The 20,248-nt window shown below is 64.6% G+C and carries 22 protein-coding genes; 10 read left to right on the top strand and 12 right to left on the bottom strand.

Going from position 1 to position 20,248, the window contains the following annotated elements:
- Positions 1-5: 5 nt before the first annotated feature.
- Together AC5QPF_RS03800 and AC5QPF_RS03795 are read right to left on the bottom strand one after the other, a co-directional pair.
- Positions 6-557, bottom strand: a complete 552-nt coding sequence (locus AC5QPF_RS03800) for a sigma-70 family RNA polymerase sigma factor (protein ID WP_494962064.1) — start codon at positions 555-557, stop codon at positions 6-8.
- A complete protein-coding gene (locus AC5QPF_RS03795; protein ID WP_494962063.1) occupies positions 554-1,231 on the bottom strand; it encodes a secretin and TonB N-terminal domain-containing protein in 678 nt (225 codons plus the stop codon). Before AC5QPF_RS03795 ends, AC5QPF_RS03800 begins: the two co-directional genes overlap by 4 nt.
- 168 nt (positions 1,232-1,399) lie before the next feature.
- Between AC5QPF_RS03795 and AC5QPF_RS03790 the strand changes: the two genes are divergently transcribed.
- Both AC5QPF_RS03790 and AC5QPF_RS03785 read left to right on the top strand, forming a co-directional pair.
- A complete protein-coding gene (locus AC5QPF_RS03790) occupies positions 1,400-1,714 on the top strand; it encodes a hypothetical protein (protein WP_494962062.1) in 315 nt (104 codons plus the stop codon).
- Between the two features lie 125 nt (positions 1,715-1,839).
- Positions 1,840-2,502, top strand: a complete 663-nt coding sequence (locus tag AC5QPF_RS03785; RefSeq protein ID WP_494962061.1) for a TetR family transcriptional regulator C-terminal domain-containing protein — start codon at positions 1,840-1,842, stop codon at positions 2,500-2,502.
- Here AC5QPF_RS03785 and AC5QPF_RS03780 read toward each other — a convergent pair.
- The 7 genes from AC5QPF_RS03780 to AC5QPF_RS03750 all read right to left on the bottom strand — a co-directional run bounded on the left by AC5QPF_RS03780 (position 2,488) and on the right by AC5QPF_RS03750 (position 8,714).
- On the bottom strand, positions 2,488-3,357 hold the full coding sequence (locus AC5QPF_RS03780) for an SMP-30/gluconolactonase/LRE family protein (protein ID WP_494962060.1): 870 nt from the start codon (positions 3,355-3,357) through the stop codon (positions 2,488-2,490). The two genes, AC5QPF_RS03785 and AC5QPF_RS03780, sit on opposite strands and share 15 nt — an antisense overlap.
- A gap of 3 nt (positions 3,358-3,360) precedes the next feature.
- Complete coding sequence (mntP, locus tag AC5QPF_RS03775) at positions 3,361-3,930, bottom strand: manganese efflux pump MntP (RefSeq protein ID WP_494962059.1); 570 nt, start codon at positions 3,928-3,930, stop codon at positions 3,361-3,363.
- 307 nt (positions 3,931-4,237) lie between these two features.
- Positions 4,238-5,695: a DUF726 domain-containing protein gene (locus tag AC5QPF_RS03770; protein WP_494962058.1), complete on the bottom strand. Its 1,458-nt coding sequence runs from the start codon at positions 5,693-5,695 to the stop codon at positions 4,238-4,240.
- A 52-nt stretch (positions 5,696-5,747) separates the two neighbouring features.
- Complete coding sequence (locus tag AC5QPF_RS03765) at positions 5,748-6,464, bottom strand: hypothetical protein (RefSeq protein ID WP_494962057.1); 717 nt, start codon at positions 6,462-6,464, stop codon at positions 5,748-5,750.
- Between the two features lie 122 nt (positions 6,465-6,586).
- A complete protein-coding gene (locus AC5QPF_RS03760) occupies positions 6,587-6,790 on the bottom strand; it encodes a hypothetical protein (protein ID WP_494962056.1) in 204 nt (67 codons plus the stop codon).
- Between the two features lie 168 nt (positions 6,791-6,958).
- Positions 6,959-7,858: a proline iminopeptidase-family hydrolase gene (locus tag AC5QPF_RS03755; protein WP_494962055.1), complete on the bottom strand. Its 900-nt coding sequence runs from the start codon at positions 7,856-7,858 to the stop codon at positions 6,959-6,961.
- A gap of 97 nt (positions 7,859-7,955) precedes the next feature.
- Positions 7,956-8,714 (bottom strand): autoinducer binding domain-containing protein, encoded by a 759-nt coding sequence (locus AC5QPF_RS03750; protein WP_494962054.1) that lies wholly within the window; start codon positions 8,712-8,714, stop codon positions 7,956-7,958.
- A gap of 177 nt (positions 8,715-8,891) precedes the next feature.
- Between AC5QPF_RS03750 and AC5QPF_RS03745 the strand changes: the two genes are divergently transcribed.
- From AC5QPF_RS03745 to AC5QPF_RS03720, 6 genes are read left to right on the top strand one after another with little or no spacing between them, the layout of a single operon-like run.
- A complete protein-coding gene (locus AC5QPF_RS03745) occupies positions 8,892-9,779 on the top strand; it encodes a proline iminopeptidase-family hydrolase (protein ID WP_494962053.1) in 888 nt (295 codons plus the stop codon).
- 3 nt (positions 9,780-9,782) lie between these two features.
- Complete coding sequence (locus AC5QPF_RS03740) at positions 9,783-10,730, top strand: ABC transporter permease subunit (protein ID WP_494962052.1); 948 nt, start codon at positions 9,783-9,785, stop codon at positions 10,728-10,730.
- Positions 10,727-11,584, top strand: a complete 858-nt coding sequence (locus AC5QPF_RS03735; protein ID WP_494962051.1) for an ABC transporter permease subunit — start codon at positions 10,727-10,729, stop codon at positions 11,582-11,584. The genes AC5QPF_RS03740 and AC5QPF_RS03735 overlap by 4 nt, the downstream gene beginning before the upstream one ends.
- Positions 11,581-12,567 (top strand): oligopeptide/dipeptide ABC transporter ATP-binding protein, encoded by a 987-nt coding sequence (locus AC5QPF_RS03730; protein ID WP_494962050.1) that lies wholly within the window; start codon positions 11,581-11,583, stop codon positions 12,565-12,567. The genes AC5QPF_RS03735 and AC5QPF_RS03730 overlap by 4 nt, the downstream gene beginning before the upstream one ends.
- Positions 12,564-13,538 carry an oligopeptide/dipeptide ABC transporter ATP-binding protein gene (locus AC5QPF_RS03725; RefSeq protein ID WP_494962049.1) on the top strand — a complete coding sequence of 325 codons (975 nt, stop codon included), beginning with the start codon at positions 12,564-12,566 and terminating at the stop codon, positions 13,536-13,538. Before AC5QPF_RS03730 ends, AC5QPF_RS03725 begins: the two co-directional genes overlap by 4 nt.
- 30 nt (positions 13,539-13,568) lie before the next feature.
- Positions 13,569-15,110, top strand: a complete 1,542-nt coding sequence (locus AC5QPF_RS03720; protein WP_494962048.1) for an ABC transporter substrate-binding protein — start codon at positions 13,569-13,571, stop codon at positions 15,108-15,110.
- A 116-nt stretch (positions 15,111-15,226) separates the two neighbouring features.
- On the opposite strand, the gene AC5QPF_RS03715 is transcribed toward AC5QPF_RS03720, so the two are convergent.
- From AC5QPF_RS03715 to AC5QPF_RS03705, 3 genes are read right to left on the bottom strand one after another with little or no spacing between them, the layout of a single operon-like run.
- Positions 15,227-16,375, bottom strand: a complete 1,149-nt coding sequence (locus AC5QPF_RS03715; protein WP_494962047.1) for a GDSL-type esterase/lipase family protein — start codon at positions 16,373-16,375, stop codon at positions 15,227-15,229.
- A 1-nt stretch (position 16,376) separates the two neighbouring features.
- Complete coding sequence (locus AC5QPF_RS03710; protein ID WP_494962046.1) at positions 16,377-17,489, bottom strand: DUF459 domain-containing protein; 1,113 nt, start codon at positions 17,487-17,489, stop codon at positions 16,377-16,379.
- Positions 17,476-18,855 carry an MBOAT family O-acyltransferase gene (locus AC5QPF_RS03705; RefSeq protein WP_494962045.1) on the bottom strand — a complete coding sequence of 460 codons (1,380 nt, stop codon included), beginning with the start codon at positions 18,853-18,855 and terminating at the stop codon, positions 17,476-17,478. The genes AC5QPF_RS03710 and AC5QPF_RS03705 overlap by 14 nt, the downstream gene beginning before the upstream one ends.
- 188 nt (positions 18,856-19,043) lie before the next feature.
- Here AC5QPF_RS03705 and AC5QPF_RS03700 point away from each other — a divergent pair, with 188 nt between their 5' ends.
- Positions 19,044-19,286, top strand: coding sequence for an exodeoxyribonuclease VII small subunit (locus tag AC5QPF_RS03700; RefSeq protein WP_494962044.1), 243 nt, complete (start codon positions 19,044-19,046; stop codon positions 19,284-19,286).
- Positions 19,283-20,170: a (2E,6E)-farnesyl diphosphate synthase gene (ispA, locus tag AC5QPF_RS03695; protein WP_494962043.1), complete on the top strand. Its 888-nt coding sequence runs from the start codon at positions 19,283-19,285 to the stop codon at positions 20,168-20,170. Before AC5QPF_RS03700 ends, ispA begins: the two co-directional genes overlap by 4 nt.
- The last annotated feature ends 78 nt before the right edge of the window (positions 20,171-20,248 follow it).

The raw sequence follows: 20,248 nt of genomic DNA, 5'->3' as shown, positions 1-20,248 counted from the left end.
GTTCATCAAGTAGACGGTTTTCCCGCGCCGGGACCGAACCTCTGGATGACTTTTCTTTGCAGGCGCTCGGCGCAAAAGCCCAGCGCCGACTTCAATTCCTTCTCCACCGTGCGCGTGGAGATGCCGAAACGCTTGGAGATCTCCAGGTGCGGCGCCTCTTCCAGGCGCGCCGCGACGAGGATCTGCCGGCGCCGGCGCGGCAGCTCGTGCAGGGCGGAAACCAGCAGCGCGATGTCGTTGTGCCCGCCGACGATACGCTCGGGGCCCAACTGTTCCTCGGCGCCATGCAGCAGCGACTCCACCTCTTCGCCAGTCAGCAGGCGCGCATCGCTTTCGCGCAGGTCGGCAGCGATGTTCAGGGCGATGCGGAACAGGTAGGCCTGGGGCCGCTTGACCTCGCCAATATCGCCCAGGCGATCGACGCGCAGGTAGGTTTCATGAAGCACGTCTGCGGCCAGGTCCTCGGAACCCAGGCGACGCTTGAGCCGGGTCCGGAAATCGTCATACGAGGCCAGCAGCAGCTTGACCATCGCATTCTGCCCCGACTCATCCTTCATCCCCCCGCCTCCCCTTGGCTGTGTTCGCACTCGATGGTCTTCCCTGACTCCTTGCGCTCCAGCAACAACGTCACCGGCAACGCGGGGGCCGCATGCCCCAGTTGCACTCCCTGCAAGACCCCAGGCAGGGCCTCGTCCACGTCCTTGTCACCCGTGGGGCCAAGCAGCGTCACCCGCTGCAATACGCCCCCACGGTCGAACCACAATTGCAATGCCGCACGAAAAGTACCCGGATAAAGCTCCGGGTACTGGCACAGACGCCTGATCACCGCTTGCTGCAAGGCCGCCACGAACGGTTTGTCCGGACGAGTCTGGGTCTGGTCTGCACGCACCCGTGGCACCAGGGTGAAGGCCTGCTCGCCGGTATAACGCGCAGCCAGCCCGGTGCCGTCGAGCAACCTGGCCAAACCGTCACCGGCGCTGAAACGCCCCGTCACCGCCGCCGAGCGGCGCCCCTTGAGCAGCGCGCCATCCACCAGCACGGCCATCCCGGTCAGTTCGCCATAGGCCTGCAAGGCCTTGCCCAGCGGTTGAGCTTGCAAGTGGAAGTCCACCATCGCCAGACGCGAGGGTCTGTCGGGCGCGGGAGCAGCGTGGGACGCAGCGATACCGGGCGCCCACATGGCGAACAACGTCAGCAGCGTCGCGATGAACCGTGCTCGCTCATGCACCATGGGGGGCTTCCTGTCCGGCCGCTATTCAGGCACTCCATCCGGATATGACCCGGCTATCGTGATGGCACTTTGTGACTGTGGTGTGACGCTGTGGATACAAACAGCAAGGTGGCAAGCCGGCGCAATGCAGGCGTATAAGCGACCCATCAGTCATCGGGAGACTCCGTCATGCCCCGCCGCTACCTGATTACCCTCACAGCCCTGCTGTTCACCACGCCGCTGCTGGCCGACACGCCACGGGCGCAACCCAGCTGCATGAACGCCGAGGTCAACGGTTATCGCAGCCAATCCTACGAATGCCTGGGCCAGCTCATGGCCGCGCCGGAAGATCCGCGGCACAACGCTGGTGGCAGCCTTTCGTCGGAACGCATCGTCCAGCGTCAGCCCAACCAGTTGGGCCTGTTCAACCAGGCCGCAACCCGCCTGCGCATGGGCAGCAACTTCGGCAACGCCGTGACACCAGAGCGTCCAGCCACGCCCTGAAGCGAGCGTTATATAGGAGACGACACAAGGCTCTTACGCCATCGCTATATAGTTTTGTATATTTCGAGCTCCGATGGCGCGCCGCGACGCCTGCGCCGCCATCCGGCAACAACAAGGAATTCGCGATGTACATCATGCCTTTCGACCCGCGTCTCGATGCGCCGCGGACTGCCAGCCCGCTCCCGGCCGACGACTCGGTGCGCCGAACCATCCTCGACGCCGCCAGCGAAGCCTTCGCCGACAAGGGCTACGCCGCGACAAAGATCGCCACCATCGCCGAACTGGCCGGCCTGCCGAAGTCCAACGTGCACTACTACTTCAAGTCGAAGGAGAACATCTACGCCAAGGTGCTGGAGGACATCGCGCCTTCGTACCTGAGCGCCTGCATGCCGGTGCTGAAGGATGACGAGACACCGATCGAAGCGCTGACCCACACCCTGGTGCGCATGATCCGCCTGTTCGAACGCCAGCCTTTTGCCTCCAAGGTGTTCATGGCCGAACTGCGCGAAGGCGCACGGCGCTTGCCGGGGGAGTTCTTCGCGCGCTGGACGGCGCAGACCCAGAAGAGCCTGGCCGGCATCCGCCAGTGGATCGATCGCGGGCTGCTGGCGCCGGTGGACCCGGAACACGCGCTGCTGACCATCTGGGCCATGGCCCAGTCTTGTGTCAGCCGCGGCTGGCAGATACCCGGGCTGTCCGGCGAGGCGATGGACTACGACGTCGCCGCGCGCAATGCCGCACGCCTTCTGCTGGGCGGGCTGATTCCGGACCGCTCAGTCCCGCGCTGAGTTTTCCGGCGGCAACAGCTCCAGCACGCGATTGCGCCCGCCCTCGGCCACCAGATAGGTGCCGTGAGGCGTGGCGACGATCGACTGCGGCGCCTTGAGGAACGACAGCACAGTGCGCTGCCGGCCCTGCGCATCCACCAGCAGCAATCGGGCACGATGGGTCGAGTCCTCGCTTATCCACAGACCGCGCGGGTCGCACATCAGGAAGGTCGGCTGGTTAAGACCGGACAGCATCACTGGATCGCTGCCGTCCTCATTCAACTCGCGGACCACGCCCTGCTTTTTCTGCGTGTAGAGCAGCCGGCCATCGCTGCAGCGGGTGATGGACTCCGCCTCATCAAGACGATCACGCAGCACGCTCAGCGAGCCATCGCTCCAGCGGTAACGCAACAGGCGACCACTGTCCTTGCGGTCCTCGATGGCGTACAGATCTTCGCCGTCATTCCACAAACCCTGGACGTTGTCGCCCTGGAACAGGTCGGTGACCTTGCCGTCCTTGAGCAGACTCACCGGTGCACCGCCGGTTTCCTGGCTGAACACCCAGCCGCCTTGGGCAGCAGTCATGCCGTCGGGCTTGGACAGGCCGCCGACCACCACCTCACGGGCCCCATCCGGCAGGATGCGCATGATGCTGCCCTTGCCGTCCTTCAGTTCCTGGCTGACCAGCAGCGAACCGTCCGGCAGGGGTACCAGCGACGCCGCCTTGGGCACGCTGCGCCAGGCCACCTCATAGCGCCAGTCACCGGAGGCCTGCACCGGATAGAAACTCTGCCAGGCGAAGAAGCCGAGCGCCGCCATCACCACGGCCGCGCAGGCCAGTGCCAACGTACGCATCAATCGGAATGTCCCTGTCATCGATCAAGCTGCCCCCGTCAGGTGTTCGTAGAGAATGGTCGTGCCCACCAGCATCAGCACGATACCGCCGACGATCTCGGCGCGCTTGCCGACCACCGCGCCCAATACCCGGCCGAGCATCACGCCGAGGGTGACCATGACCAGCGTGGCCAGACCGATGGCGGCGGCGGCAACGAGAATATTGACGTTGACGAAGGCCAGGCCGACGCCGACGGCCATGGCGTCGATGCTGGTGGCAAAAGCGGTCACAGCAAGGATGAAGAAGGAATGCTGGCTGGCCTTTTCCTCGACGTCATCGTCGTGCTTGAGGCCGTTCCAGATCATGTGCAGGCCGAGGACGAGCAACAGGCCGAAGGCAATCCAGTGGTCCCAGTTCTTGACGAACTGCAGGGCTACCTGGCCGATGCCCCAGCCGATGATCGGGGTCATGGACTCGATCACACCAAAGATCAGACCGGTGCGCAGGGCTTCGAGAAAACGCGGTTTGTGCAGGCTGGAGCCTTTGCCGATGGCCGCCGCGAAGGCGTCGGTAGACATGGCCAGAGCGAGGAAAAAGAGGGAAATCGGGCTCACGGGGGCTATCCAGTCGGGCAGTGAGTCAACGACGCAGCCACACGCCCGACTCCAGGCATGGATGCATCGTTGGTCTCGCCAACCCAAAGGTGTCCACGCCACGGCTGCTGCCGAGAATGTTGACGCGGACGCTCGTGACCGAAGGTCAGGAGCAGGCTACTCCCCAACAAGGGTGGCCACTATATTGACCGGGATGTGAAAAAAACATCAACCGGATTCTGCTTTTCCTACAGATCCTATCCCGCTCCGCGAACCAGCGATAGACCGTCTCCACAGGGCCAGCCCATGCGCAACAAAGTGGGCCTGCTCAGTTCAAGCCTTGGTTACCCAGCTTCACCCGTGCAAAGAAAATGATCGCTACAGCGGGAATAAGCGCCGAATAACCTGGCTTGATCGCCGTCATGAAATTGGTCAGCACCCTCCCCAGGGAGAATTTCGACCAGTTGGCGGCCAGCACTTTCACACCGACAGACACCAGGTTGGTCCTCTGTGCAGCCGTCACCAGCGTCGTGCCAGGAAGCGCGGTGGCCGGCACCTCTTTCGAACCGGACGTGCCGACGTACGACGCCAGTGTCAGTTGCTCGGCCAAGGCGTCCACGTATCCGAAATACTCGTTGGCCGAAAGACCACGGACACTCGCCAGTGGATCCTGGTCGAGTGGGTGCCCGTCCGGGAAAGCATTGGCGAAGAACTTGCGCACCAACGCTGCCTCCAGTTCAAGGATGGTCGCGCAATGATGCAACTCTTCGCCCAAACCGAAGTGGGACACCAGCATTTCAAGCACCTCGGCGTAGCGCAAGCCACGACCGCGGGTGACATTCATCAGGCAGTGCCCGCCCAGCAACTGGAATTCACGCGTAAAGGAATACAGCCGGTCGTTGGCGTCCAGCTTGGTCCAGTTGCTGGTCTGCAGATGCTTGATGGCTTCGGTCAGCACGGCCGGCGGCGACATCTCGAGCAGGTCGTGCAGCAGATAATCGTCGCGCACCGGGTCTTCAAGCACACTTTCACCCTGATCCGGCGCTGCCGGATAGTGCTGCCCCTGAAAACCGGCGAACTGCGTTGCGGCAAGTACCTTGTGCAGTTGTGGCCAGTAGTCGCGGTGACCAAACCCCTGCATCTCGTGGTTCTCGAGATGCTCTGTTGCGCCGCGACCGATGCAGGTCTCGTCCACGCACATCCGCAGCACGTCATCGGATGCCGACCAGGCATTGATCAATCGCCCCCCACGCGGTTTGAGGGTCAGCGCCTCCTGCGGTGAAAGCTCCACGGCCGCGGCCATCAACAAGACGTCGGCAACTTTCAGTTCACAGCTGTCAGCGTCGCGCGCCAGCTTGCGCAATGCACTCACCAGCAAGCGTCCGCCGAGGGAGTGACCGACCAGATTGATTTCACTGACGTAGGGATGATGCTTCATCAGGTAGGCGTCCAGCTCGCCGAACAGGACCTCGCCCATCTCCTGCGCACGGCTGCGACTTCGGGTGAAGTGCGTCACCCGATCGATGATCACCGCCGCCGCGCCAGCATAAGGTGAAAGCCGCGTGGCGCCGCCGATGGCTTGCTTGGCGGCATAACTGAACTGCAGGAAGTGCCCCGAAGGCCAGAAGCCGAAAATGTTCACGCCGCCGTGCAGCGTCGACGGGATCTGACTGGCCAGTAGTCGCCGATCAGGAATATCGTGCCCCGCCGAGTAGCCATGAATAAAAACATTGGCCACCTCGCCGGTGCCATGCGGCAACGAACAGAATTTGAAATGCGCTTTCAACGCTGTAAACCTCGTGGATCAATTGGCCTGACTGACATTTCCCCCGCGGGACTCAGTAGAAATAATCCGCCTCAGCCTTGCTGTTCAGCCCCACCACCACGCTGCCGCCGATCCGGCACGCGGTGGGAGCGTCGTTCGGGCCCCAGTGACGGCAGTAGTAACGGCCTTCGTTGACCGCCTCGCCATCTTCCTCGAACACCTCTATCACGGCGTTCCACAGCGATACCCGCGGAGCGTCGCTGGTAGGGTCAAGGCACAGCAGATGAGTGATCTGCAATTCATCCTCATCGTCCGCCTGGTAGCCCTGATAGCCGATCACAAGCAGCCAGTGACCGGAACCGCCCTCCCAGTCGACCCCGACGATAGGAATTTTCAGTTCGTCGATAGCGTCGGCGATATTGCGCACGGTCTTCTTGCGGCGCGAGGCGATCTCCAGCGGCTCGGCCGTGACCCCGGCCCGACGGAAGCTATCCACCAACCAGCTCACGTCGAAATCGTCGGTGCCTTCGGACACCAGGGCCCCGAAGCACATCAGCGACTCGCGAAAACGGCCCAGGCGCGTCCGCCCGTCGACCCGCTCCAGCGATTGCGCCTGTGCACGGGACATCACGCCCAGGGTAATCAAGGTCATGACCACGCAATAAGGACCACACGCGCCATCCATTTCGCCTTGGCGCAGGTGCACGAGATCATGATTGTGAGGATGAGCAATGGTCACCGGGCCGTTGGGCGAGACCGACAGCCAGGGGCTGACGAACATACGATTCATGCGGGGTCATTCCTTCGATTCGAGGCAGATCGGGATTGATCGCAGCGCTGCTGCGAAAAGATGATGTCATTATGCCAAGCGAGGCGGCGTTGCCGCACCCTCTCAAGACCACATTGCAGCGCCTAGCGACGCCCTGTGAACGGCAGGATGCCAATCAGTACCAATTCCAGCGCGGTCGGCCTGCGCATGCCGAGGTCGCTGCTGGCGCAGGCGGGACAAGCCGTAAAATAGTCGCCCGGGCCTAGCGCATCGCTGCCGGGTGCGACGGTTTTCTTCCAGTTGCAGCGTTTGCAGAACCAGGTGGAAGGCTGGGGACGGATGGGCATCGCGGTTCCTCGCGTCGTGATCGGTGGCTATGCGCCAAGACTGGCAGAGCACTGCGTCAGGACGTGTCGCATTGCAGAGGCCCGGAAAAAACTCAGGCCCACCGGGCAGAACGCCGCGACAGGCCTGAGGAAGGGAAGAAAAATGGCCGCCAGGCGGCCAAAGGGAAATCAGAGATGTTCGTCGAGGAACTTCACCACGGTGCCCATGCACGCCACCCGTTCTTCGACATGCGGCATATGGCTGGAGTTCTCGAACAGCGCCCAGGTGATCCCCGGGATGAGATCCAGGAAGGGTTTGACCACCGCCGGCGTCGCCTCGTCATAGCGCCCGGAAATCAGCAGGCAAGGCACGTTGATCTTGCCCACGCTGTCGATGATGTTCAGGTCCTTGGTGTTGCCGATGATGTGGAATTCGTTCGGACCGACCATGGCGTGGTACACGGTCGGGTCGGCATCCACTTGCTCAAAGGTCCGCGTCACTTCATCCGGCCAAGGCTCCAGGCGGCACACATGGCGCTCGTAGAACACCCGGGTGGCGGCGATGTACTCAGGAGCGCTGTAGTCGCCGGTGGCTTCGTGGCGCAGCAGGGTTTCCTGCACCTCGGGCGGCAGCTCGGAACGCAGCCGGTTGGCTTCCACGACCCAGAAATGCATGTCCACCGGCGAGTTGGCGATCACGAAGCAGCGCAGGCCGGCAGGGCGCCGTGCCGCATGCAGGGTCCCGAGCATGCCGCCCCACGACTGGCCGAGGATCGCATAGTGGTCCTGGATACCCAGGTGGGCGAGCAGGTTGTCGAGTTCGTCGAGAAACAGTTGCGGGTTCCAGAACGACTCCGGCTTGTCCGGCAGGTGGGTCGAACGACCGTTACCCAACTGGTCATAGTGGATGACCGGGTACCCGCCCGCGGCGACATCCTTGTAGGAATCGACATAGTCATGGGTGCAACCCGGGCCACCATGCAGGATGACCAGCGGAGTGCGCCCGCACTTGAGGTCACCGGTGATGCGGTACCAGGTCTGGTAACTGCCAAAGGGGGCAAAGCCTTCAATCGATTTGATGATTTCCATTTCATCCAGCTCCGTGCGAGTCGTAGGACACACGATAGCCGTCAGTACGCGTGTGCATAACTAGAGAATTCTCTAGGTTTTCGCGATTTTTCCGTCGTCAGTCGTCGAGCAGCCGGTAATGCACGGCACGGGCTACCGCTTGCACGCGATTTTTCGCACCAAGTTTGTGCATGGCCGAGGTCAGGTGCAGGGAGATCGTCGCCAGCGAGCGGTGCAAGTGTTCGGCGATCTGCGCCGCCGTCAGGCCGTCGGCAGCCCAGCGCAGGCATTCCAGCTCACGGGGGGTGAGACGAATGCTCTTTTTGGCACTTTCCTTCAATACCAACGGATAGGCCGCTTCCTGCAAGGCATGGGCGATCAGGCTGAACTCCGCAAGCGCGTGATGGGCCCCGGCCACATCGCGTTCCTGGTTCGAGCGCAAACCGGTCAGGGTCGCAAAACCCCCACGGGGCAAATGGATGGGAATGGTGGCGCCATGGGCCAGCTGGGCATCCTGCAGATAACTGCTGACCGGCGCGTGGCGGCGATCGAGCAGGGGTTGCAGGACCGTCTCGTCCTCGGGTCGATAGGACCAGACGAACGGGGCAATCGAAGTAATTGCCAGGTGCTGCACCGGATCGAGCTGGTAATAGCCCTCGGAGCACCAGAGTTCTTCCCAGTTATCGGGGGTGTTGCGCAGACTCACCACCGGAGGGGTGAGCACGGTACCGACGTGGTCCAGCGGCACGGCCGTATAGTCGTAGGCCAGGGCCTCGAAGCCCAGTTCCGCCGCCAGTTCGGCGATGATGTCCATCTGTTCGTCGAGGCTCCTGCCAGACAACAGACGGCTCTTGAGGTCAGCCAGCTTGGCCTGCATTCCTTGCACTCCCTGTGTGTATACCTCTGCCGGATTTCCATCTTGAAGTCCGCCACGTAGAATGCCACGGCTCGGCGCGGGACTGCCAGACGAAACCTATAGGAAATACTAGCTTGTAGGCGAAGCAATCTCCTGCGCAGGGTATAGCCGAATACCATTGCCGACAGGAGAGTAGCGATGTGGCGTGAGATCCAACCCGACCAGCAGTTCGACGTTTCGGTCGATGGCCATAATCTCGTGGCCTATAGCTACGGCGAAGGGGACGAGGTGCTGTTGCTCCTCAACGGCGGACCCGGCCTGCCCTGCGATTACCTGCGCGATGCGCATGCCTGGCTCAAGGACAAGGGCTACCGGGTGGTCACCTTCGACCAGCTCGGCACCGGCGCTTCCGACCGGCCCGACGACGCCTCCCTGTGGAACATAACCCGCTACGTCGCCGAGGTGGAAACCCTGCGCCAGGCCCTCGACCTCGGCCGCGTCCACCTGCTCGGGCATTCCTGGGGCGGCTGGCTGGCCATCGAGTACGCCATCCATCATCCGCAGGCATTGAAAAGCCTGATCCTGGAAAACACCGCCGCCGACATCCCGCACCTTACCGGCGAGCTGGACCGCCTGCGCGGCGCCCTCGGCAGCGAGACCGTGGCGATGATGCAGCGCTTCGAAGCCCTGGGCCAACTCGATCACCCGCAGTACCAGGCCGCCATCACTCTGCTCAACTACCGCCACGTCTGCCGCCTTGACCAATGGCCAGCCCCGGTGCAGCGCTCCCTGGGCGACTGGAACATGGACCCGTACTGCGCCATGCAGGGCCCCAACGAGTTCCTCTATACCGGCAACCTCAAGGACTGGAACCGGCTCGAGGAGATGGGCGACTTCCGCATGCCGGTGCTGATCACCACCGGCCAGCACGACGAACTCACCCCGGCCTGCGCCATGCGCATGAAGCTGGCGGTGCAGGACGCCGAGCTGCACGTGTTCCCCAACAGCAGCCACATGCCGTTCTACGAGGAACCCCAGGCCTACTTCCCGGTGCTGCTGGACTTCCTGCAGCGCAACCGGGGTTGATCGATGAACCTGGCACGCTACCGTTTCGTCCTCACCCGCCCGCTGCAATTGCTACCGGTCCTGTTCGGCATCAGCCTGATCACCTTTGTCCTGGTCCGCTCCATTCCCGGCGACCCGGCACGGGTGCTGCTCGGCTCGCGCAGCACGCCGGACGCGATCCAGAAGATCCGTGCCCAGTTCGGCCTCGACGAACCGATCTGGGTGCAGTACCTGTATTTCCTCAAGAACCTGCTCAACGGCGACCTCGGTCAGTCCCTGCTGTACCGGGTCGATGCGCTGAAGCTGATCTCCACGCGCATCGAACCGACCCTGATGCTGGTGGCCGGCAGCGTGCTCCTGGCGTTGCTGATCGCCGTTCCCCTGGCCACCGTCGCCGCGCGCAACAAGGGCGGCTGGGCCGATAACCTGATCCGCCTCTTCACCACCGCCGGCCTTGGCCTGCCGGCGTTCTGGCTGGGGCTGATGCTGATCCTGCTGTTCAGCGTGCACTGGGGGCTGTTCCCGGTGTCTGGCTACGGCCGTGAATGGACCGACAAGCTGCACCACCTGGTGCTGCCCTGCCTGACCATCGCCCTGGCCCTGTCGGCGGTGCTGGTGCGCAACCTGCGCGCCAGCATGCTGCTGGAGCTGCAGGCCGACCACGTCACCGCCGCCCGTGCCCGCGGCCTCTCGGAAAACGCCGTGTTCCGCCGCCATGTGCTGCCTAACTCGATGGTGCCGACGGTCAACCTGCTGGCGGTGAACATCGGCTGGCTGATCAGCGGCACGGTGGTGATCGAAAGCCTGTTTTCCCTGCCCGGCGTCGGTCAGTTGCTGGTCCGCGGGATCTTCACCCGCGACTACATGGTGGTCCAGGGCGTGGCCATGGTCCTGGCCTGTGCGACGGTGGCGGTGAACTTCATCGCTGATGTGGTCACCACAGCCATCGACCCGCGGGTGAAGATCCAATGAGCACACCCAGCGTTGCACTTCCCGTTCGCTGGCGCCTGCGCTGGAACCTTGGCAATGGCCGCCTGACCCTGTATTGCGGTCTCGCCATCATCCTTGGCTGGGGCCTGTTCGCGCTATTCGCGCCGTGGATCGCGCCCTACGACCCGCTGCTGCAGAACGGCGACCTGCGCCTGGCCCCGCCGAGCCTGGCGTACCCCTTCGGCACCGACAACTTCGGCCGCGACATCCTTTCGCGGGTGATCTGGGGCGCGCGCGTCGACCTGCAGATGGCCTTGGTCGGGGTGATCTTCCCGTTCCTGCTCGGCACCTGCATCGGCGCGATCGCCGGCTACGTCGGCGGGCGTCTGGACACGGTATGCATGCGCCTGATCGACATCGTCCTGGCCTTCCCCTTCCTGGTGCTGATGCTGGCGATCATGGCCATTCTCGGCCCGGGCCTTGGCAGCTTCTATATCGCCATGGCACTGGTCGGCTGGGTGTCCTACGCGCGGCTGATCCGCTCGCAGATCCTCGTGCTCAAGGAAAGCGACTTCGCCCTGGCGGCGAAGAGCCTCGGCTTCAGCCACCGGCGCATTCTTTTCGGGCACCTGATGCCCAACGCGCTGTTCAGCTCGGTGGTGTTCTGCATGTCCGACGCCGTGCTGGTGCTGCTCAACGGCGCGGCGGTGAGCTACCTGGGCCTTGGCGTACAGCCGCCCACCGCCGAATGGGGCACGATGGTTGCAGAAGGCCAGAGCTTCATCACCAGTGCCTGGTGGATCTGCACCTTCCCGGGCCTTGCCGTAGTGACCCTGGCGATGGGCTTCAGCCTGCTCGCCGACGGCGTCGCCGAACGCCTGGGAGACCGTACATGACCACGCCGCTATTGCAGGTCGAAGACCTCAGCGTGATCGCCCGCCTCGATCAGCACGAGGTCGCCGTGGTCGATCGCCTGTCGTTCAGCCTTGGCGAGGGCGAGATCCTTGGCCTGGTGGGCGAGTCCGGCTCGGGCAAGACCATGGCCTGCCGCGCCCTGGTGCGCCTGCTGCCCTCGCCCAAGCTGCGCCTGGAAGGCACGGCCGTGCGGCTGGCCGGCACGGACCTGCTGAAACTGGACGACGCCGGCATGCGCCAGATGCGCGGACGCGAACTGGGCATGATCTTCCAGAACCCCAGCAGCCACCTCGATCCGCTGATGCGCATCGGCGAGCAGATCGCCGAGGGCATTCGCCTGCACCAGGGCGCCTCGCGCCGGGAAGCGCGGGCCGAGGCCATCGAGGTGCTGCGCCAGGTGGGCATCCCCGATCCGCAGTCGCGGGTCGACAACTACCCCCATGAGTTTTCCGGAGGCATGCGCCAGCGAGCAATGATCGCCGTGGCCCTGGGCTGCAGCCCCAAGGTGCTGATCGCCGACGAGCCGACCACCGCCCTCGACGTCACCGTGCAGGCGCAGATCCTGCGCCTGCTGCTGGAACTGCGCGACCGCCGCGGCCTGTCGATGATCCTCATCAGCCACGATCTGGGCGTGGTCGCGCAGACCTGCGACAGCATCGCCGTGATGTACGCCGGGCGCCTGTGCGAGCACGGCAGCAAGACCCAACTGCTGGCCCGTCCGCAACATCCCTACAGTGCCGGTTTGCTCGCCTGCCATCCGGCGGCGCAAAGCTCGCAGCGCCTGATGAACACCATCGGCGGGCAGCCACCGCTGCTCGGCGACATGCCCCCCGGCTGCCGCTTCGGCCCGCGCTGTGCCAAGGCCTCGGCGATCTGCCACGAACGCCTGCCAGAACTGCAAGAAACCGAGCCCGGCCATCGCCTGGCCTGCCATACGCCGCTACTCGCCGGAGGTGTGTCATGACCCCGCTGTTGCAGGTCAACGACCTTCGTGTGCAATTCTCCGCCGCAGGCGAAGGCCTGTTCGGCCTGCGCCCGCGCAAGGTCAATGCAGTCAATGGCGCCTCGCTGCAACTGCACGCCGGGGAAACCCTGGGCCTGGTCGGCGAGTCCGGCTGCGGCAAGAGCACCCTGGCCCGGGCCGTGCTGCACCTGACCCCGGTGGCCGGCGGGCAGATCCTCTTCGACGGCATCGACATGGCCCACGGCGGCCCGGCCGAAATCGCCCGCCTGCGCCATGAAACGGCGATGATCTTCCAGGACCCGTACAGCGCCCTGAACCCGCGCCAGCGCATCGGCGACATCCTTGCCGAAGTGCTGCGAGTGCAGCGCAAGGTGCCGGAATCACAGATCGACGCACGGGTCACGGAGCTGCTCGAACTGGTCGGCCTGCGCCCGGAACTGGCCGTACGCAAACCGCGTTCGCTCAGCGGCGGCCAGTGCCAGCGGGTCGGCATCGCCCGGGCCCTGGCCATCGAGCCGCGGCTGATCATCGCCGACGAATGCGTCGCCGCCCTCGACGTGTCGATCCAGGGCCAGATCATCAACCTGCTGCTGGAGCTGCGCGAGCGCATGAACCTCGCGCTGCTGTTCATCACCCACGACCTCACCGTGGTGCGCCGCCTGTGCGACCGCGTGGCGGTGATGTACCTGGGGCGGATCGTCGAGGAAGGCCCGGTGCACGAGGTCTTCGAATCGCCGCGCCACCCCTATACCGCGGCACTGCTGCAATCGGTCGCCGACATCGACCCGGCCCGCCGCCTGCCCGAGCAACCGCTGCCGGGCGAGCCGCCAAGCCCGCTGCACCTGCCCGCCGGCTGCGCTTTCCACCCCCGTTGCCGACACGCCCTGCCGGCCTGCCGGGAGAGTGCGCCACCCACCCGTTCGCTGGGCGCCAGGCAGTACGCCTGCGTCCATTCGCAAGCGCTGTACTGATCCAAAAACATCATCAAATGGAGCTTGAGCATGAAACCCGGAGCATTGAAGTTACTCACCGCCGCACTGCTGGCCGCCAGCGCCCTGACTGCTGGCGTGGCCCAGGCAGCAGGCGTGCTGACCATCGGTTGCCGTGAGGAAAGCACCACCTTCGACCCGATCAAGAGTGCGCAGAACCGCGACAGCTGGGTGTTCGGCAACGTCTACGACGTGCTGATCCGGGTCGATAACAGCGGCACCAAGCTGGTACCCGGCCTGGCGGAAAGCTGGAAGGTTTCCGACGACGGCCTGACCTACACCTTCAAGATGCGCAAGGCCAAGTTCTCCGATGGCTCGCCCATCACCGCCGAAGACGCGGCCTTCTCCATGCTGCGTATCCGCGACAACCCGGGCTCGCTCTGGGCTGATGCCTACAAGGACATCGACACCGCCAAGGCCGTCGACGACCAGACCCTCGTAGTAACCCTGAAAGGCAAGTCGGTGCCGTTCCTCGCCCAGTTGACCACCGCCAACCTGTCGATCCTGTCGAAGAAGGCCATGGAGCGCATGGGTGAGGATGCCTACGCCCAGGAACCGGTGACCTCCGGCGCCTTCAAGGTCAAGGAATGGCTGCGTGGCGACCGGGTGATCCTTGAGAAGGACCCGAACTACTGGGACGCCGCCAACGTCAGCCTGGACGGCGTGGAGTGGATTTCCATTCCCGACGACAACACGCGCATGCTCAAGGTCCAGGCCGGCGAGCTGGACTCGGCGATCTTCGTGCCCTTCTCCCGCGTCGATGCCCTGGCGAAAGACCCGAACCTGACCATTCACATCGACCCGTCGACCCGCGAAGACCACCTGCTGATCAACCACTCCAAAGGTCTGCTGGGCAAGCCGGAAGTACGCGAAGCGATCGACCTGGCGATCGACAAGAAGGCTCTGGTCAAGGCCGTGACCTTCAACCATGGCGAAGTCGCCTACTCGTACATTCCCAAGGGCTCGCTGTACCACAACCCCAACAACCTGCAGCGTCCGTTCGATCCGGCCAAGGCCCGCGAACTGCTGAAGAAGGCCGGTGCCGAAGGCCTGAAGCTCAACTACGTGGTCAACGCCGGCAACGAAGCCGACGAGCAGACCGCCGTGCTGGTGCAGAAGCAACTGGCGGATGTCGGCATCACCGCCACCCTGCAGAAGGTCGATCCGACCATGAGCTGGCAGATGCTGGTGGACGGCGACTATGACCTGTCGGTGATGTACTGGACCAACGACGTGCTCGACCCGAACCAGAAGACTACCTTCGTTCTCGGGCATGACACCAACCAGAACTACATGACCCGCTACCACAACGAGAAGGTCAAGGACCTGGTGGCCGCGGCACGGCTGGAAAGCGATCCGGTCAAGCGCGAGCAGATGTACTTCGAACTGCAAAAGCTGGCCAAGCAGGACACCCACTGGATCGACCTGTACTACAGCCCGTACATCAACATCTCGCGCAGCAATATCCAGAACTTCCTGCAGAACCCGCTGGGGCGTTTCACCCTGGAAGAGACGGTGAAGCTGGAGCCTGGGGTCAAGACCGCGAAGAACTGAGTCGTAACCGGGGACCGCTTTGCGGTCCTTTCGCCGGCAACGCCGGCTCCCACAGGTCCCGCGGGGTTCGCGATCCCTGTAGGAGCCGGCGTTGCCCGCGATGAGGCCCCCAAGGTCTACCTCAATCCCAACTGCTTCCTCAGGAACCCATACAACCCACCCGCACTCTTGCGATACCCCTCCGCCGTCAGGTGAATCAGGTCCCCCTGGGCCAACCCGCTCGCCTGCCACTGCTCGATCGAGCACGGCCCGCCCATGAACCCCTGCCAGTCCCAATACAGCGCTGCGTTCGCCTTCGCCACCTCGCGCTGCGCCTCGACGATATCCGCAAGCACCGCCGGCACCCGCGCCGCGCAGCCCTGGGCATGGCGTTGCCTGATGGAATCCGGCGGCCCGGCCAGCACGATCACCGCCTGCGGCAACTGCCGACGCAGGTCACCGACGATCCGCCCCAGGTGCTCGCGGTACTGCGCCAGGTCGAAGGCCGGATCGAAGGCCTCGTTGGTCCCGTAGGCAAGGATCAGCAGGTCCGGCCGCAACGACTTCAAGGTCTCCTGCCAGCCCGCCTGCCACTTGTCCGTCACCGTCAGTTGCGCGCCATTGATGCCGAGGGCAGACAGAGTCACCCCGGCATTCTTCTGCCCCTGGATGAACCAGCCGCCGAGCCCCAGTCCTTGCGCGTTCTCCACCGACAGTTCCACTGGCAACTGCACATTGTTCAGCAGCGGACTGAAGCGCCATTGCCCGGCGGTAGCGACCAGCAGCAAGCGGCGGTCCGGGTTCTGCCCGTCCCGCACGCCCAGGCTGCTGTTCTGCTGCGCCTGGTACAGCGCGGACACCCGGTAACGCTGCTCATCCGCCTGGCGCGCCTCGATGCGGACGCTGGCCTTGTCCGCCTGCGGCAATACCAGATAACCGCCGAGCGGGAACTGCTCGCTCTGCTGATTACGCGCCGACACCAGCTTCCACTGTGCCTCGGCCGCCTTGAGCAGGACCTGCTCGTAGCGCGTGCCCGGCACCGGCGCCGCCGTGACCAGACCAATGCCGCCGTCGCCGTAGTCCTTCTGCAACAGCCGGCGCAACTCACCGGTGAACAGGTCCGCGGCGGTATGCGAATCACCCAGCTGGACCACATTCACTGGTGCCCGCGCCGCCATGCGCAGCTTGCTGGCCAGCAGTCCGAGGTTGCCATCGCGGCTCTGCGCCTGGGCGCCCCCCGTCAGCAACAACCCGCCAAGGATCACCCAGGAAAACACTCGACGCATCTCAATGCCCCGTCACGGTTGGGCCGGGAAAGGCGATCAGGGCCAACACCTGGTTGGCGATGAGCTTCTGCCCGGGAATGGTGAAATGGATGCCATCGTCGGCCCGGGTGCGTAGTTGCCCGCCCTGGCCGTTGTCAACGGTAGAAGAAAACTCGCCGGCCTTGTAGCCAAGCACCACATTGGCCGAAACGTAGTGCTGGCCATGTTGCTGCGCCTGTTGGCGATACAGGTCGCTGAGATAAGCCATGGCCGTCGACAACCGGGGCTGCTGCATGTTCGGCGGACCAACCCAGATTACCTGCACCCCACGCTCGCGGGCCGGATCGAGGATGGCGTCGATGCGCTGGCGATAGCTGAGCTCCCAGGCCGGAGTACGAAAGCGCAGAAACGGCTTGCCCTTGCCTTGCGGCATGTCCCAGGGATCGTTGGGACCGAGGAACACCACCATCAGGCGGATCCGCGGGTGCTCGCGCAGTGTCTTGGCCACGGTCCGCGGCCAGTCGAAGAAGCCCGGGTAGGACAGCCCGGTGCTCTGCCGGCTGAGATTGACGCTGCGAATGCCATGGCGCTTGAGCAGGGTGTTGGACAGGTGCGGCGCCACGCCCTGCATCATCGAGTCGCCGACCAGGAAGACTTCGTCATTGGCGCTCAGGGTGACCTGTGGCGAGTAGGCGACTGGCGGTGACGGTGACGCCGGGACAGGTTTGGCCACCGGGACCGGCAGCGGTTTCGGCTTTGGTGCCACGGGCCTGGCCGCCGGGGCATCGAGCCGCACCGTCACCACCGGGATATTGGGTGCTAGCTCGACTACCGGCGGCGGCGCGGGTGGCTCGGGTACAGGCGCCGGAGCTTCGACCCGCTGCGCGGTCAGGCTGTCGAAGAAACGCTCGCGAGCGTCGACAAAGGCCTGGTTGAGACTCCCGCCCAGGCGCCAGGTCGCACTTTCGCTCAGCATCGGCAGTTCGCAGCGCTGGTGGTACTTCTGCTGGCAGTACAGGGCCAGGGACTGCTGGTTCAACCAGGCCAGCAGCACGCCGACCACCAGCAACGCATAGGCCACCCGCGCCGCGCCAAGCTGGCTGCGCAGCAGCTGGCGATTGTCAGAAGCCAGCATAGATGAACCCCGGCACGCCAGACGGCGCCGCGAAGATAACAAGGGCCAGGAACAGCGCCAGCGGCAACGGGTAAAACGGCCACGGCAAGCGCGTACTGGCAGCGAAGCCGGCACGCATCAGGGCCAGCGCCTGTGGATAAATCGCCAGGAGCAGCGCGCAGGCCAACACCAGCAGGCCGCTGTCGCCAAACAGGTCGGGGGCGGACAGCCCCTCGAACATGTCCAGCGCCCCTTCCAGGCTGGTGCTGCGGAAGAAGATCCAGGCAAAGGCGACGTAGTGGAAGGTCAGCACCCGGCCCAGCCAGGCCGGCAGCGGCCAGTGCAGCCGCGCATACAGCTTGTACAGCCCCAGGCCCACGCCATGCAGCGCGCCCCAGACAAGGAAATTCACGCTGGCGCCATGCCAGAGCCCGGACACCAGCATCGCCAGCAGCATGTTCAGCATCGCCCGCCAGGCGCCATGTCGATTGCCGCCCAGCGGGATATACACGTAGTCGCGGATGAAGCTGGACAGGCTGATATGCCAGCGCATCCAGAACTCGCGCAGGTTGCGCGCCACGTAGGGCGCGTCGAAGTTGGGCGGCAGGCGATAGCCCAGCAACAGGGCGATGCCGGTGACCAGGTGGGTGTAGCCGCTGAAGTTGAAGTAGATCTGCAGGCTGTAGCCATACACGGCCAGGAGGACCTGCGCCGGGGTGAAGTTGCCCGGCGTTTCGAACACCGGATCGACCCACTCGCTGGCCAGCCAGCCGCTGAGCAGGAACACCTTGACCAGCGCCAGGGCGATCAACCCGAGCGCGCGCTGCGGTTCCAGCACCTGGCGCAGCCCTGCGGCGCGGATCTGCGGCAGCAAATGGGTAGCGCGGTTGACCGGACCGGCGATCAGGCTGGGGAAGAACGCCAGGTACAACGCCAGGTCCAGCGGCGGCACCGGCGCCAGCTCGCCGCGATTGATCGACACCACATAGCTGACGGAATGGAAGGCATAAAAGGAAAAGCCGATCGGCACCAGTACCTGCAATACCGGCAGTGACACCGCCAGCCCCAGTCCGGCCAGCGCCGCCTGGGCACCGCCGACGAGCAGTTCCTGGTATTTGAACAGGTAGAAGCCGCCCAGCACCAGGAGCAGCAACGCCAGGTAGCTGAACCTGCGTCCCGGCCAGCGCGCCGCGAGCAAACCGAGCCCGTGCACCGCCAGGGTGTAGCCGAACAGCACGAACAGGGCGAAGGGACTGAAACTCGCCGCCAGCCCATAGCTGCCTGCCAGCAGCAGGATGTTCTGCAGCCGGGGGCTCCAGCACAGGCTCCAGTAGAGGACGAAGAACAGCAGGAAGCACAGCGCAGATTCGATCGAGAGAAGGCTCACAGAGGTGGTCCATCACACAACGGCGGGAATGGGATGCTCTGGACGCTGAGCGGGCGCGATTATGGCAGAGAGCCATGAACGCCCACAACGCGATCCCGGAACACGACCCTCGGTACCCTCGCTGATTTGCCCCGGATGCCCTGCTCTGCTAGTGTCGCGCCGTTCCGACCGCCACCGAGACAGACGCCATGGCCCGAAAAAAAGCCGCCATCGATTTCGAGCAATCCCTCGCCGACCTGCAAGCCCTGGTCGAGCGCCTGGAGAACGGCGAGCTGTCGCTGGAAGACTCACTGACCGCCTTCGAGCAAGGCATCCGCCTGACCCGCGACTGCCAGGGCGCCCTGACCCAGGCCGAGCAGAAGGTGCAGATCCTTCTGGAGCGTGACGGCGAGCTGGCCGCCGAGCCATTCGACGCGGACCCCGAGCAATGATCGGCACCTACCAGGCCCAGTGCCAGGCGCGGGTCGACGCTGCGCTGGAACCGCTGTTCCAGGCACCCTCGGTTGAACTCACCCGCCTTTATGCAGCCATGCGCTACAGCGTGATGAACGGCGGCAAGCGTGTCCGTCCGCTGCTCGCCTACGCCGCCTGCGAAGCGCTGGGTGGCAAGGCCGAGCAGGCCAATGGCGCGGCCTGCGCGGTGGAACTGATCCACGCCTATTCCCTGGTGCATGACGACCTGCCGGCGATGGACGACGACGACCTGCGTCGCGGCCAGCCGACCACCCACAAGGCCTTCGACGAAGCCTGCGCGATTCTTGCCGGTGACGGTCTGCAGAGCCTGGCCTTCGACGCCCTGCTCGACCCGCGCCTGAGTGCGCCGGGCGATGCCACGCGTCTGGCCATGGTGCGGGTGCTGGCCAAGGCGGCGGGCTCGCCGGGCATGGTCGGCGGCCAGGCCATCGACCTCGGCTCGGTGGGCCTCAAGCTCGACCAGGCCGCTCTGGAGTTCATGCACCGGCACAAGACCGGCGCGCTGATCGAAGCCAGCGTGCGCCTTGGCGCCCTGGCCAGCGAGCGTGCTGGTGAAGCCGAACTCAACGCCCTGCAGCAGTACGCCCAGGCGATTGGTCTGGCGTTCCAGGTGCAGGACGACATTCTCGACGTGGAAAGCGACACCGCGACCCTGGGCAAGCGCCAAGGCGCCGATATCGCCCGCGACAAGCCCACCTACCCGGCCCTGCTCGGTCTCGACGCGGCCAAGGCCTACGCCCTGGAGCTGCGCGACCAGGCGCTGGAAGCGGTGCGTCCGTTTGACGCAGCGGCCGAGCCGCTGCGGGCACTGGCACGCTACATCGTCGAACGCCGTAACTGATCTGCCCGGCTCTCGGGCCTCATCGCGGGCAACGCCCGCTCCCACAGGGTTCTGCGGTGTGCACAATCTTTGTGGGAG

The sequence above is a fragment of the Pseudomonas sp. Con_6 genome, assembly GCF_059379395.1.
This window is presented reverse-complemented; position numbering and strand designations above follow the sequence as displayed.